The organism is Pseudomonas sp. CMR5c, assembly GCF_003850545.1.
Taxonomy (GTDB): Bacteria; Pseudomonadota; Gammaproteobacteria; order Pseudomonadales; family Pseudomonadaceae; genus Aquipseudomonas; species Aquipseudomonas piscis.
Map to the genome: position 1 here is coordinate 1,318,455 of NZ_CP027705.1, position 14,634 is coordinate 1,333,088.

The window sequence follows — 14,634 nt, forward strand, 5'->3', positions numbered from 1 at the left end:
CGCCGCGCGCAGGCCTTGGCTGCCTTGCGCTGTAACGCCGAGTTCGAGTCTTTAAGTCGCCCGATGTCCGGGCCTCGTTGTTTTCGCGCTATTTACAGGATCACTATGCCGGCTTCATTCGTTCACCTGCGCCTGCACACTGAATTTTCCCTGGTCGACGGTCTGGTGCGGATCAAACCGCTGGTCAAGGCCCTGACCGGCATGGGCATGCCGGCGGTAGCGGTTACCGACCAGAGCAACATGTGCTCCCTGGTCAAGTTCTACAAGACCAGCATGGGCGCCGGGATCAAGCCGATCTGCGGTGCCGACCTGTGGCTGGCGAACAAGGACGATGCGGACGGCCCCCTGAGTCGTATCAGCCTGCTGGCGATGAATGCCGTGGGCTATCGCAACCTCACCGAGCTGATATCCCGTGGCTTTACCGAAGGCCAGCGCAACGGGCTGACCATCATCGAGCGCGACTGGGTGGTGCAGGCTGCCGAAGGCCTGATCATGCTCTCGGCGGCCAAGGAGGGCGAGATCGGCATGGCTCTGGTGGCGGGCGACCTTGCGGTCGCCGAGGCCCTGGCCCTGGAATGGATGGGAGTGTTCCCGGATCGCTTCTACCTGGAAGTCCAGCGTACCAATCGTCCCAACGACGAAGAGCAACTGCATGGTGCCGTGGCCCTGGCCGACAAGATCGGCGCGCCGTTGGTGGCGACCAACGATGTGCGCTTCATCAAGCAGGACGACTTCGAGGCCCACGAGACCCGGGTTTGCATCGGTGAAGGCCGCGCCCTGGACGATCCGCGCCGCTCGAAGAACTACAGCGACCAGCAGTACCTCAAGAGTGCCGAGGAGATGGCCGAGCTGTTCAGCGACCTGCCCGAGGCGCTGGAAAACACCGTGGAGATTGCCAAGCGCTGCAACATCACGGTCCAGCTGGGCAAGTACTTTCTCCCCGACTTCCCGACGCCCAACGGCATGGGCATCGATGATTACCTGCGCCATGTGTCCCACGAGGGGTTGGAAGAGCGCCTGGCGGTGCTCTGGCCCAAGGACACCACGCCCAACTATGAAGAGAAGCGCCAGCTCTATCTGGATCGCCTGAAGTTCGAGCTGGATATCATCATCCAGATGGGCTTCCCCGGTTACTTCCTGATCGTTATGGACTTCATCAAGTGGGCCAAGAACAACGATGTACCGGTGGGTCCGGGGCGGGGATCGGGTGCCGGTTCTCTGGTGGCCTATGTGCTGAAGATCACCGACCTCGACCCGCTGGCCTATGACCTGCTGTTCGAACGTTTCCTCAACCCCGAACGTATTTCCATGCCCGACTTCGACGTCGACTTCTGCATGGACGGCCGTGACCGGGTGATCGACTACGTGGCCGAGGCCTACGGGCGTAACGCGGTAAGCCAGATCATCACCTTCGGCACCATGGCCGCCAAGGCGGTGGTGCGCGACGTGGCGCGGGTGCAGGGCAAGTCCTACGGCCTGGCCGACCGCCTGTCGAAGATGATCCCCTTCGAGGTCGGCATGACCCTGGAGAAGGCCTACGAGCAGGAGGAGATGCTGCGCGACTTCCTCAAGACCGATGAGGATGGCCGCGAAATCTGGGACATGGCCTTGAGGCTCGAAGGGGTCACGCGCGGCACTGGCAAGCACGCCGGTGGCGTGGTGATCGCGCCGACCAAGCTCACCGACTTCTCGCCGATCGCCTGTGACGAAGAGGGCGGCGGCCTGGTGACTCAGTTCGACAAGGACGACGTCGAGGCGGCGGGCCTGGTGAAGTTCGACTTCCTCGGCCTGCGGACCCTGACCATCATCAAATGGGCGATGGAGACCATCAATCGCGAGCAGGCCAAGAGCAACCTGCCCGACGTCAACATCGACTTCATCCCGCTGGACGACAAGAAGACCTACGAGCTGTTGCAGAAGGCCGAGACCACGGCCGTGTTCCAGCTCGAATCCCGCGGCATGAAGGAGCTGATCAAGAAGCTCAAGCCCGACTGCCTGGAAGACCTCATCGCACTGGTGGCGCTGTTCCGTCCGGGCCCGCTGCAATCGGGCATGGTGGACGACTTCATCAACCGCAAGCACGGTCGTGCCGAACTGGCGTATCCGCATTCGGACTATCAGTACGAAGGCCTCAAGCCCGTGCTGGCGCCCACCTACGGCATCATCCTGTACCAGGAACAGGTGATGCAGATCGCCCAGGTCATGGCCGGCTACACCCTGGGTGGTGCGGATATGCTGCGCCGGGCCATGGGTAAGAAGAAACCCGAGGAGATGGCCAAGCAGCGTGGTGGTTTCATCGAGGGTTGCGTTGCCAACAACATCGAAGCGGACCTGGCCGGTAACATCTTCGACCTGGTGGAAAAGTTCGCCGGTTACGGCTTCAACAAATCCCACTCGGCGGCCTATGGCCTGGTGTCCTACCAGACCGCCTGGCTCAAGACCCACTACCCGGCGCCTTTCATGGCTGCGGTACTGTCGGCGGATATGCACAACACCGACAAGGTGGTGGTGCTGATCGAGGAAGTACGCAGCATGAAGCTGCGCCTCGATGCGCCGGACGTGAACAGCTCCGACTTCAAGTTCACGGTCAACGACGATGGCCGCATCGTCTATGGCCTGGGGGCGATCAAGGGCGTGGGCGAAGGCCCGGTGGAAGCGATCGTCGAGGCCCGGGCCGAAGGCGGCCCGTTCAAGGACCTGTTTGACTTCTGCAGCCGGGTCGACCTCAAGCGCATCAACAAGCGCACCCTGGATGCGCTGATCCGCAGTGGCGCCCTGGACCGCCTGGGGCCTTACTTCCATGACGAGCTCAAGGCCTACCAGGCCAATATCGACCGCAACCGCGCCGTATTGCTGTCGGCCCTGGAAGAGGCGATCAAGGCGGCCGAACAGACCGCCCGGACCGCCGATAGCGGCCACGCCGACCTGTTCGGCGGGTTGTTCGTCGAGGAGGATGCGGACGTCTATGGCAACCACCGCAAGGCTCGTGAACTGACGCTCAAGGAACGCCTGCGAGGCGAGAAGGACACCCTGGGCCTGTACCTGACCGGCCACCCGATCGACGAGTACGAGGGCGAGATCCGTCGTTTCGCCCGCCAGCGCATCATCGACCTGAAGCCGGCGCGCGATACCCAGACCGTGGCCGGGATGATCATTGCCCTGCGGGTGATGAAGAACAAGAAGGGCGACAAGATGGGTTTCATCACCCTCGACGACCGCTCCGGGCGAATCGAGGCCTCGTTGTTCGCCGACTCGTTCATGGCTGCCCAGGCCCTGCTGCAGACCGACGCCATGGTGGTGGTGGAGGGTGAGGTCAGCAACGATGACTTCTCCGGCGGCCTGCGCCTGCGGGTCAAGCGGGTAATGAGCATGGAGGATGCGCGGACCAACCTGGCCGAAAGCCTGCGCCTGAAAGTCCACAGCGATGCGCTCAAGGGCGATCAGCTACGCTGGCTGGGCGATCTGCTCAAGCGCCACCGCGGCGCGTGCCCCATTTCCATGGAGTACAGTCGCGACGATGCCAAGACCCTGCTGCAGTTCGGCGAGGCCTGGCGCATCGATCCGGCGGACAGCTTGATTCAGGCCCTGCGTGACCAGTTCGGCAAAGACAACGTCTTCCTGCAATACCGTTGACGGTCAGGTGCCAGCATTACGCCTTGCTGTCACTTGATCTTTACTATCGACCTCATCGCGCCTGTCCCTTAAGGTAGGGCGCGAACAGACAATCGGCCGGCCCCAGCTTTCCTGGATGTCGAGCCCAGACGGACGCCTATGAACCCGAATTTTCTTGATTTCGAACAGCCGATCGCCGACCTGCAAGCCAAGATCGAAGAGTTGCGCTTGGTCGGTAATGACAATTCGCTGAATATCGGCGATGAGATCTCCCGCCTGCAGGACAAGAGCAAAACCTTGACCGAGGATATCTTCGGCAAGCTCACCAGCTGGCAGATCGCTCGTCTGGCGCGTCACCCGCGTCGTCCTTACACCCTGGACTACATCCAGCACATCTTCACCGAGTTCGACGAGCTGCATGGCGATCGCCACTTCTCCGATGACGCGGCGATCGTGGGTGGCGTTGCCCGCCTGGACGAGCAGCCGGTGATGATCATCGGCCACCAGAAAGGCCGCGAAGTGCGCGAGAAGGTTCGCCGCAACTTCGGCATGCCGCGTCCGGAAGGCTACCGCAAGGCCTGTCGCCTGATGGAAATGGCCGAACGTTTCAAGATGCCGATCCTGACCTTCATCGATACCCCGGGCGCCTACCCGGGCATCGACGCTGAAGAGCGCAACCAGAGCGAAGCCATTGCCTGGAACCTGCGGGTCATGGCACGCCTGAAGACCCCGATCATCGCCACCGTGATCGGTGAAGGTGGTTCGGGCGGCGCCCTGGCCATTGGCGTGTGCGACCAGCTGAACATGCTGCAGTACTCCACCTATGCGGTGATCTCGCCGGAAGGTTGCGCCTCGATCCTGTGGAAAACCGCGGAAAAGGCCGCCGACGCCGCCGAAGCCATGGGTATCACCGCCGAGCGCCTCAAGGGCCTGGGTATCGTCGACAAAGTGATCGCCGAGCCGCTGGGCGGCGCCCACCGCGATCCGGCCGCCGCTTCCGCGCTGATCCGTGCCGAGCTCAGCTCGCAACTGGCGATGCTCAAGGAAATGGATAACGACACCCTGCTGGCCCGTCGTTATGACCGCCTGATGAGCTACGGTCTCTGACCGCCCGCCGCTCCGGCTTGCCGGAGCAGGCCTGCTCGCGAACCTGGCGCCGTCGATCGCTCCGATCACGGCGTCTTGTTCATTCTGGGGCAACCGCAAGGCCAGCTGATCGCTGCTGCAGGTCCTGAACGCATGACTCCTCTCGCCGACTCTTTGCTGCAAATCCTGGCTCCCTGGCGCCAGGCCAGCGCGTGGCGCGTGGCCTTCTCCGGGGGGCTGGACTCCACTGTCCTGCTGCACCTGCTTGCCAGTCTGGCGCGCCAGCATTGTCTCCCGGCGCTTTCGGCGATTCACGTCCATCATGGCCTGCAACAGGCGGCGGATGCCTGGCCGCAGCACTGTCAGCAAGTCTGCGACGCCCTGGGCGTGCCGCTGCAGGTAGTCAGGGTCCAGGTGCCGGCTGGCGCCAGCCTCGAACGTGCCGCCCGGGACGCGCGCTACAGCACCTTCGAGCAATCGCTGGCGAGCGATGAGCTGTTGCTGCTGGCCCAGCATCGTGACGACCAGGCGGAAACCCTGCTGTTTCGCCTATTGCGCGGTGCCGGGGTGCGGGGTTTGGCGGCGATGCCCCAGTGCCGCCCCCTGGGGCGTGGGCATTTGCTACGGCCCTTGCTTGACGTGCCTCGCGCCGAGCTGGAGCGTTATGCCGCCGAGCATCGGCTGGACTGGGTCGATGACCCTTCCAACAGCGATCACCACTATTCGCGTAATTACCTGCGACACCAGGTCATGCCGGTGTTGCAGTCGCGCTGGCCCCAGGCCGCGGCCAGTCTCGCTCGCAGTGCCGCGCATCTTGGCGAGGCCCAGGGCTTGCTCGGCGAGCTGGCTTCGATGGATCTGCGCGCCGCCGAACAGGACCGGAACCCGCCCTGGCTGCCCTTGCCAACCCTGGCCTTGGCGCCCCTGCGAGAGTTGTCCGCTGCGCGCCAGCGCAACGCCCTCAGCCATTGGTTGGCCAGGTTCACCCGCTTGCCGGACACCGATCACTGGGCGGGTTGGGAAACCCTGCGTGATGCCAAGGACGCAGCCCTGCCGATCTGGCGCCTGGCCGATGGCGAGCTGCATCGCGGGAGGATGAACCTGTGGTGGTTGTCCGGAGCCTGGCTGCGGCCGGTCGGGCAGGGGGCTGAGTGGCACGCTCCGCAGCAACCGCTGTGCTTGCCGGATAACGGCCATGTGGCTTTCAGCGGCTCGGTGCCCGATGGCCCGCTGAGCATCCGATATCGTCTTGGCGGCGAGGTGATGCACCTGGGCGATCGCGGCCATCGCGATCTCAAGCGGCTGTTAAACGAGGCCGGGGTGCCGGCTTTCGTCCGTGGCAGATTGCCGCTGCTGTATCGCCGGGAACAACTGTTGGCCGTGGCGAACCTGCCAATGGCCGGCACAAACGCCCGGGGCGCCTGGCAATTGCATTGGCGACCACCGACCAGCGATCAAGGTTTGAGCTGAAAGGGGCTTTCCGGTAGACTACGCTCCCTTCTTGATACAACTTCTGTGGATTCGCCTGAATTGCAGGAGTTGCCGATTACCAAGCAGTCTTTGCTGGGCGATTCCAAAAAATGTGTAGCGAGCAACGTACCGGTGTTTTTGCATCCGGTCTGTCACAACGCGGCGGTTTTTTTGAAACATGCACTGTGATTAATGCAGGTGATCGGGGGCTTCGGCCTTCCTTCGCTTTCCCCGGCGGCACTGACCGCTTTAACGCAGACTTCTAGGGTTTTTCATGACGCGCTACATATTCGTCACGGGCGGTGTTGTTTCTTCATTGGGGAAAGGCATTGCCTCGGCTTCATTGGCGGCCATCCTGGAGGCGCGGGGGCTCAAGGTCACCATGCTCAAGCTGGACCCGTACATCAACGTCGACCCGGGCACCATGAGCCCGTTCCAGCACGGTGAAGTATTCGTCACCCATGATGGCGCCGAGACCGACCTGGACCTGGGCCACTACGAGCGGTTCATCCGCACGACCATGACCCAGAACAACAACTTCACCACCGGTCGTGTCTACGAGCACGTGCTGCGCAAAGAGCGCCGTGGTGACTACCTGGGTGCCACCATCCAGGTGATCCCGCACATCACCGACGAAATCAAGCGCCGTATCATCAAGGGCGCCGGCGATGCCGACGTGGCCCTGGTCGAAATCGGCGGCACCGTGGGTGACATCGAGTCGCAACCGTTCCTCGAGGCCATTCGCCAACTGCGCGTCGAAGTCGGCTCCAAGCGGGCGATGCTGATGCACCTGACCCTGGTTCCTTACATCGCCACCGCTGGCGAGACCAAGACCAAGCCGACCCAGCACTCGGTCAAGGAACTGCGCTCCATCGGCCTGCAGCCTGACGTGCTGATCTGCCGTTCCGACCATCCAGTGGACGCTTCGTCGCGTCGCAAGATCGCCCTGTTCACCAACGTTGAAGAGCGTGCGGTGATCTCCCTGGAAGACGTCGACACCATCTACAAGATCCCGGGTGTGCTGCATGCCCAGGGCCTGGACGATTTCGTCGTCGAGCGCTTCGGCCTGCAGTGCAGCAGCGCCGACCTGTCCGAGTGGGACAAGGTCGTGGACGCCAAGCTGAACCCCGAGAAAGAAGTCACCATCGCCATGGTCGGCAAATACATGGAGCTGCTGGACGCGTACAAGTCGCTGATCGAAGCGATGAGTCACGCCGGCATCCAGAACCGTACCAAGGTCAACCTGCGCTACATCGACTCCGAAGACATCGAGAACCAGGGCACCGGCCTGCTGGAAGGCGCCGACGCCATCCTGGTTCCAGGCGGTTTCGGCCTGCGCGGTGTGGAAGGCAAGATCACCGCGGTGCAATACGCCCGTGAGAACAAGGTCCCGTACCTGGGTATCTGCCTCGGCATGCAAGTGGCAGTCATCGAGTTCGCTCGTAACGTCATGGGCTGGAAAGACGCCAATTCCACCGAGTTCGATCGCACCAGCGGCCATCCGGTCGTGGGCCTGATCACCGAGTGGGCCGATTCCACCGGCGCGGTCGAGACTCGTACCGAAGCTTCGGACCTGGGCGGTACCATGCGCCTGGGCGCCCAGGATTGCCAGATCGTCGCGGGCTCCAAGGTCCACGACTGTTACGGCAGCGACGTGATCACCGAGCGTCACCGTCATCGCTACGAAGTGAACAACAACCTGCTGCCGCAACTGATGGAGGCCGGCCTGCTGGTGTCCGGTCGTTCCGAAGACGGCGCGCTGGTGGAAGTGGTCGAGAGCCAGGATCATCCATGGTTCGTGGCTTGCCAGTTCCACCCCGAGTTCACCTCCACTCCACGTGACGGTCACCCGCTGTTCAGCGGTTTCGTCAAGGCGGCACTGGCTCAACACCAGAAGAAGGCGTGAACCTGATGGCGCAGAAGATCATCCGCGTAGGCAACATCGAAATCGCCAACGACAAGCCGATGGTGCTGTTCGGCGGCATGAACGTGCTGGAAAGCCGCGACATGGCGCTGAAGGTCTGCGAAGAGTACGTGCGGGTTACCGAGAAGCTCGGTATCCCCTACGTGTTCAAGGCCAGCTTCGACAAGGCCAACCGTTCGTCGGTGACCTCGTACCGTGGTCCAGGCATGGAGGAAGGGCTGAAGATCTTCGAGGAGATCAAGCGGACCTTCAACGTGCCGGTGATCACCGACGTGCACGAGCCCTACCAGTGCGAACCGGTGGCCAAGGTATGCGACATCATCCAACTGCCGGCCTTCCTGTCGCGCCAGACCGACCTGGTCGTGGCGATGGCCAAGACCGGCGCAGTGATCAACATCAAGAAAGCCCAGTTTCTCGCGCCCCAGGAAATGAAGCACATCCTGAACAAATGCGTGGAAGCCGGTAATGACCAGTTGATCCTCTGCGAGCGTGGTTCCAGCTTCGGCTACAACAACCTGGTAGTGGACATGCTCGGCTTCGGCATCATGAAGCAGTTCGAGTATCCGGTGTTCTTCGATGTGACCCACGCCCTGCAGACGCCGGGCGGCCGCGCCGACTCGGCCGGTGGTCGCCGCGCCCAGGTCACCGACCTGGCCAAGGCGGGCATGAGCCAATCCCTGGCCGGCCTGTTCCTGGAAGCCCATCCTGATCCGGACAATGCCAAGTGCGACGGTCCTTGCGCACTGCGCCTGGACAAGCTCGAACCGTTCCTGTCCCAGCTCAAGGCCCTGGACGAACTGGTCAAGAGTTTTCCGACGGTAGAAACCGCGTAAGACCAGTTTCTCCGGTAAAGTACCGCACGATTATTGCTCGGGCCTTCGGGCCTGAGCCTTATCGTCTGCAAGACTGCCTGTTTTTCCCGCCTTGCCGACGGTAGAAGATTTCCTACAGCTGCGTCGTTTTCGTCAACTTTGGAGTGTTTACAACAATGGCAAAAATCGTCGACATCAAAGGTCGTGAAGTCCTCGACTCCCGTGGCAACCCCACTGTCGAAGCGGACGTGCTTCTCGACAACGGCATCATCGGCAGCGCCTGCGCTCCGTCCGGTGCTTCCACCGGTTCCCGTGAAGCACTGGAACTGCGTGATGGCGACAAGACCCGCTACCTGGGCAAGGGTGTGCTCAAGGCGGTAGCCAACATCAACGGTCCGATCCGCGACCTGTTGCTGGGTAAAGACCCAATCGACCAGAAGGCGCTGGATCAGGCGATGATCAAGCTGGACGGTACCGAGAACAAGGCCAACCTGGGCGCCAACGCGATCCTGGCCGTGTCCCTGGCCGCTGCCAAGGCCGCCGCCCAGGACCAGGACCTGCCGCTGTACGCGCACATCGCCAACCTCAATGGCACTCCTGGCGTCTACTCGATGCCGGTGCCGATGATGAACATCATCAACGGTGGCGAGCACGCCGATAACAACGTCGACATCCAGGAGTTCATGGTGCAGCCGGTCGGCGCCAAGTCCTTCTCGGAAGGTCTGCGCATGGGTACCGAGATTTTCCATCACCTCAAGGCTGTGCTGAAGGCCCGTGGCCTGAACACCGCAGTGGGTGACGAAGGTGGTTTCGCCCCGAACCTGGCTTCCAACGAAGACGCCCTGAAGGTGATCTCCGAAGCCGTGGCCAACGCCGGCTACACCCTGGGCACCGATGTGACCCTGGCCCTGGACTGCGCAGCCAGCGAGTTCTACGAAGACGGCAAGTACAACCTGGCTGGTGAAGGCCAAGTGTTCACCAACGAAGGTTTCGCTGAATACCTCAAGGGCCTGACCCAGCGCTACCCGATCATCTCCATCGAAGATGGCCTGGACGAGTCCGACTGGGCTGGCTGGAAGATCCTGACCGACAAGATCGGCGACAAGGTACAACTGGTGGGTGACGACCTGTTCGTGACCAACACCAAGATCCTGAAGGAAGGCATCGACAAGAAGATCGCCAACTCCATCCTGATCAAGTTCAACCAGATCGGCAGCCTGACCGAAACCCTGGAAGCCATCCAGATGGCCAAGGCCGCTGGCTACACCGCGGTGATCTCCCACCGTTCCGGTGAAACCGAAGACTCCACCATCGCCGACCTGGCCGTGGGTACCGCGGCTGGCCAGATCAAGACTGGCTCGCTGTGCCGCTCCGACCGCGTATCCAAGTACAACCAGTTGCTGCGTATCGAAGAGCAACTGAACGGCAAGGCCAAGTACAACGGCCGCAGCGAGTTTCGCGGTTAAGCTGTAGATGGTAAAAAGACACCGGATTGTGTCGGAAAAGTCGCTACAGCGAATTTTTTGCCACTAATCTGATGCCTTAAGAGCACAAGCCTGGTTTTTCCAGGCTTCGTGCTATCAGTAGGTCCGAAGTTGCAGGCATGGCTGTCTTTTTTCACTGGATACCCGATATTCGATGCGCAGTCCCAATTGGTTGTTCCTGGTCTTGCTCTTGCTGCTGGCTGGCTTGCAGTACCGCCTTTGGGTGGGAAATGGCAGCTTGGCCCAGGTCGCCGACCTGACCCAGCAAATTGCCGACCAGCAGGCTGAAAACGAGCGCCTGCTGGAGCGCAATCGCGTACTCGATGCGGAAGTCATGGAATTGAAGAAGGGCATGGAGACCGTCGAAGAACGGGCTCGCCATGAACTGGGCATGGTCAAGGAGGGCGAGACCCTCTACCAGTTGGCCCAATGAGCGATCTGCTGCCGGCCTTCTGGGCCGTGATTCCTGCCGCGGGCGTTGGCGCCCGCATGGCCGCGGACCGTCCCAAGCAGTATCTGCAACTGGGCGGCCGCACTATTCTCGAACACAGCCTTGGCTGTTTCCTCGACCACCCCGGTCTCAAGGGCCTGGTGGTCAGCGTTGCTCCCGACGACCCCTACTGGCCGACCCTGGCCTATGCCCAGGATGGACGAATCCAGCGGGTCGACGGCGGTGCGGAACGCTCCGACTCAGTGCTCAACGCCTTGCTCCACCTGCATGCCCAAGGCGCTGCGGATGATGATTGGGTGCTGGTGCACGATGCCGCGCGACCTAACCTCGCCCGGGATGACCTGGACAAACTGCTGGCCGAGTTGGCGGACGACCCTGTGGGTGGCCTGCTCGCGGTGCCGGCCCGGGACACCCTCAAGCGTATCGACTCGCGGGGGCGGGTCCTGGAAACCGTGGATCGCAGCCTGATCTGGCAAGCCTATACCCCGCAGATGTTCCGCCTTGGCGCCTTGCACCGAGCTCTGGCCGACAGCCTGGTGGCTGATGTCGCGATCACCGACGAGGCCTCGGCCATGGAATGGGCCGGCCAGGCCCCACGCTTGATCGAAGGGCGTTCCGACAACCTCAAGGTCACCCGCCCGGAAGACCTGGAGTGGTTGCGCCAGCGCTGGGCCAACCGTCGCTGACCCACCGCTGTAGCCGCAGGCTGCGATAAGCCTGCAGCTACCGCTCCTGGTACTCCGGGCGCCGGGCCAGGCCTTCCTTGAGATAGTCCACCAGCTTGCGCACCTTGGGCGACAAGTGTCGTTGTTGCGGGTAAAGCGCCCATACTGCAGTGTTCGGCGGCTGATGGGCTTCGAGCAGTGAGGCCAGCGCGCCGCTCTGCAGATGCTCCAGCACGTAGTAGTCCGGCAGTTGGCACAGACCCACTCCCTGCAACGCCGCATCCAGCACCGCCTGTCCGCTGTTGCAGCGCCAGTTGCCTTGAACCCGCTGGGCGAACTCGCGGCCATCCTGTTCCAATTGCCAGATATCCGAACTGCCGATCAGGCAGTTGTGGCGGCTCAACTCCGAAAGGCTATGGGGGCGACCGTAGCGCTCCAGGTACGACGGCGATGCACACAGGTACATGCGCCGGGGAGCCAGGCGGGTCGCCACCAGTCGCGAGTCTTGCAGGCGTCCCAGGCGCACGGCCAGGTCCAGCCCCTCGTGCACCAGGTCCAGGGGCCGATTGCTCAATTCGATATCCACCCGCAACTGCGGATACAGGCCCATGAAGCTGGTCACCAGCGGCACGATGAAGCGCTCGCCGTAGGCCACCGCGCAGGTCATGCGCAGCATGCCCTTGGGCTCGCTGGCCAGGTCGCCCACGGCGCGCAACGCCTCTTCCCGGCCATCCTGCAAGCGCTGGCAATGCTGGAGGAAGGTCTGGCCGGCTTCGGTCAGGGTTACCCGGCGGGTACTGCGGTACAGCAAGCGAGTCTGCAGGCGCTCTTCCAGGCGGGCGATCTGCCGGCTGATATGAGAAGAAGAGACACCGAGGCGTTCTGCTGCAGCGGTGAACTGGCTGCATTCGGCCACGGCGACGAACTCGTCGATGCCTTCCCAGCGGTTTTCACTCATGATGATTGTCCCTGTACAGCAATAATGTTTTGCTTTTGGTTGGATTATTCATCGTGGTGCGCTGTTTTACACTCCCTGTCTCGTTTTTATTCGCTGGAGACCCAGGATGATCAAGTCGCGCGCTGCCGTAGCCTTCGAGGCCAAGAAACCCCTCGAGATCGTTGAAGTCGATGTCGCCATGCCCAAGGCTGGCGAGGTGTTGTTGCGGGTGGTGGCCTCCGGTGTCTGCCACACCGACGCCTACACCCTGTCGGGCGCCGACCCGGAAGGGATCTTCCCGTCGATTCTCGGCCATGAAGGTGGCGCAGTAGTGGAAGCGGTGGGCGAGGGCGTGACTTCGGTGGCCGTGGGTGACCACGTGATTCCGCTGTACACCCCGGAATGCGGCCAGTGCAAATTCTGCCTGTCGGGCAAGACCAACCTGTGCCAGGCCATCCGTGCCACCCAGGGCAAGGGCCTGATGCCGGACGGCACCACACGCTTCTCCTACAAGGGCCAGCAGCTGTTCCACTACATGGGCACCTCGACCTTCTCCGAGTACACCGTGCTGCCGGAAATCTCCGTGGCCAAGATCCAGAAGGATGCACCGCTGGAGAAGGTCTGCCTGCTGGGCTGCGGCGTGACCACTGGTATTGGCGCGGTGCTCAATACTGCCAAGGTCAAGCCGGGTGACACCGTGGCGATCTTCGGCCTGGGTGGCATTGGCCTGTCCGCGGTGATCGGCGCAGTCAAGGCCAAGGCTTCGCGCATCATCGCCATCGATATCAACCCGGCCAAGTTCGAGATCGCCCGCCAGCTGGGTGCCACCGATTGCATCAACCCCAAAGACTACGATCGCCCGATCCAGGAAGTGATCGTCGATCTCACCGACGGCGGTGTGGACTTCTCCTTCGAGTGCATCGGCAACGTGCAACTGATGCGCGCCGCGCTGGAGTGTTGCCACAAGGGCTGGGGCGAGTCGGTGATCATCGGCGTGGCCGGTGCCGGCCAGGAAATCGCCACCCGTCCGTTCCAGCTGGTGACCGGCCGTGTCTGGCGCGGTTCGGCCTTCGGCGGCGTGCGTGGCCGCAGCGAACTGCCGAGCTATGTGGAGATGTCCGAGAAGGGCGAGATCCCGCTGGACACCTTCATCACCCACACCATGGGATTGGAGGACATCAACAAGGCCTTCGACCTGATGCACGAAGGCAAGAGCATCCGTTCGGTCATTCATTTCTAAGGAGCAGCGACAAACTGCAAGCCACAGGCTGCAAGTGGGGGCAACCGCTTTCGCAGCATGAGGCTTGCAGTATGTGCGCTGGAGGTCCGCCATGAGTCTGGAAAACCTTTCCTGCCAGAAAAGCTTCGGCGGCTGGCATAAACGCTACAAGCATCATTCCCAGGTACTGGGCTGCGACATGGTGTTCGCCGTCTACCTGCCGCCCCAGGCCGAGCAGGGCGGCAAGCTGCCGGTGCTGTACTGGTTGTCCGGCCTGACCTGCACCGACGAGAACTTCATGCACAAGGCCGGTGCCCAGCGCATGGCGGCCGAGCTGGGGCTGATCATCATCGCGCCAGACACCAGCCCGCGTGGTGTCGGGGTACCCGGTGACCCGGATGGCGCCTGGGATTTCGGCCTGGGGGCGGGGTTCTACCTCAATGCGACCCAGGAGCCTTGGGCCCAGCACTATCGGATGCACGACTATGTGGTCCATGAGCTGCCGGCGCTGGTTGAGGCGCATTTCCCGGCTTCCGACAAGCGTGGTGTCAGCGGCCATTCCATGGGCGGGCACGGAGCCCTGGTTTGTGCCTTGCGCAATCCCGGGCGCTACCGCTCGGTGTCGGCGTTCGCGCCCATCAGCAACCCCATGGATTGCCCCTGGGGGCAGAAGGCGTTTTCCCGTTACCTGGGGGAAGAGCGCTCTCGTTGGCGTGAATGGGATGCCAGTGTCCTGATCGCCGAGGCCAGCGAAAAACTGCCATTGCTGGTGGATCAGGGCGACCGCGATGACTTCCTCGCCACCCAGCTCAAGCCTGAAGCCCTGCAGTTGGCGGCCAAGCAGGCCGGCCATGAATTGACCCTGCGCCTGCAGCCGGGCTACGACCATAGCTACTTCTTCATCGCCAGCTTCATCGATGACCACCTGCGCCATCATGCGCGGGCACTGAACGGCTAGGTCGTACGAGCCTTGG

At 62.4% G+C, this 14,634-nt stretch carries 11 protein-coding genes; 10 read left to right on the top strand and 1 reads right to left on the bottom strand.

Going from position 1 to position 14,634, the window contains the following annotated elements:
- Positions 1-105 precede the first annotated feature (105 nt).
- The 8 genes from dnaE to ispD all read left to right on the top strand — a co-directional run bounded on the left by dnaE (position 106) and on the right by ispD (position 11,525).
- Positions 106-3,633 carry a DNA polymerase III subunit alpha gene (gene dnaE, locus C4K40_RS05995; protein ID WP_022642587.1) on the top strand — a complete coding sequence of 1,176 codons (3,528 nt, stop codon included), beginning with the start codon at positions 106-108 and terminating at the stop codon, positions 3,631-3,633.
- A 138-nt stretch (positions 3,634-3,771) separates the two neighbouring features.
- Positions 3,772-4,719: an acetyl-CoA carboxylase carboxyltransferase subunit alpha gene (locus C4K40_RS06000; protein WP_022642588.1), complete on the top strand. Its 948-nt coding sequence runs from the start codon at positions 3,772-3,774 to the stop codon at positions 4,717-4,719.
- 132 nt (positions 4,720-4,851) lie between these two features.
- A complete protein-coding gene (gene tilS / locus C4K40_RS06005; protein ID WP_053134567.1) occupies positions 4,852-6,168 on the top strand; it encodes a tRNA lysidine(34) synthetase TilS in 1,317 nt (438 codons plus the stop codon).
- A gap of 274 nt (positions 6,169-6,442) precedes the next feature.
- Positions 6,443-8,074 carry a CTP synthase gene (locus C4K40_RS06010; RefSeq protein ID WP_031320990.1) on the top strand — a complete coding sequence of 544 codons (1,632 nt, stop codon included), beginning with the start codon at positions 6,443-6,445 and terminating at the stop codon, positions 8,072-8,074.
- 5 nt (positions 8,075-8,079) lie between these two features.
- A complete protein-coding gene (gene kdsA / locus C4K40_RS06015) occupies positions 8,080-8,925 on the top strand; it encodes a 3-deoxy-8-phosphooctulonate synthase (RefSeq protein ID WP_053134569.1) in 846 nt (281 codons plus the stop codon).
- 155 nt (positions 8,926-9,080) lie between these two features.
- Complete coding sequence (eno, locus tag C4K40_RS06020) at positions 9,081-10,370, top strand: phosphopyruvate hydratase (protein ID WP_022642592.1); 1,290 nt, start codon at positions 9,081-9,083, stop codon at positions 10,368-10,370.
- A gap of 172 nt (positions 10,371-10,542) precedes the next feature.
- Positions 10,543-10,821, top strand: coding sequence for a cell division protein FtsB (ftsB, locus tag C4K40_RS06025; RefSeq protein WP_022642593.1), 279 nt, complete (start codon positions 10,543-10,545; stop codon positions 10,819-10,821).
- On the top strand, positions 10,818-11,525 hold the full coding sequence (ispD, locus tag C4K40_RS06030; RefSeq protein WP_053134486.1) for a 2-C-methyl-D-erythritol 4-phosphate cytidylyltransferase: 708 nt from the start codon (positions 10,818-10,820) through the stop codon (positions 11,523-11,525). The genes ftsB and ispD overlap by 4 nt, the downstream gene beginning before the upstream one ends.
- A 37-nt stretch (positions 11,526-11,562) precedes the next feature.
- On the opposite strand, the gene C4K40_RS06035 is transcribed toward ispD, so the two are convergent.
- Positions 11,563-12,462, bottom strand: coding sequence for a LysR family transcriptional regulator (locus C4K40_RS06035; protein ID WP_022642595.1), 900 nt, complete (start codon positions 12,460-12,462; stop codon positions 11,563-11,565).
- A 106-nt stretch (positions 12,463-12,568) separates the two neighbouring features.
- Here C4K40_RS06035 and C4K40_RS06040 point away from each other — a divergent pair, with 106 nt between their 5' ends.
- Positions 12,569-13,681: an S-(hydroxymethyl)glutathione dehydrogenase/class III alcohol dehydrogenase gene (locus tag C4K40_RS06040; RefSeq protein ID WP_022642596.1), complete on the top strand. Its 1,113-nt coding sequence runs from the start codon at positions 12,569-12,571 to the stop codon at positions 13,679-13,681.
- Between the two features lie 91 nt (positions 13,682-13,772).
- The gene (fghA, locus tag C4K40_RS06045) at positions 13,773-14,618 is read left to right on the top strand and encodes an S-formylglutathione hydrolase (RefSeq protein ID WP_053134489.1); all 846 of its coding nucleotides are present in this window, start codon (positions 13,773-13,775) and stop codon (positions 14,616-14,618) included.
- Positions 14,619-14,634: the final 16 nt, after the last annotated feature.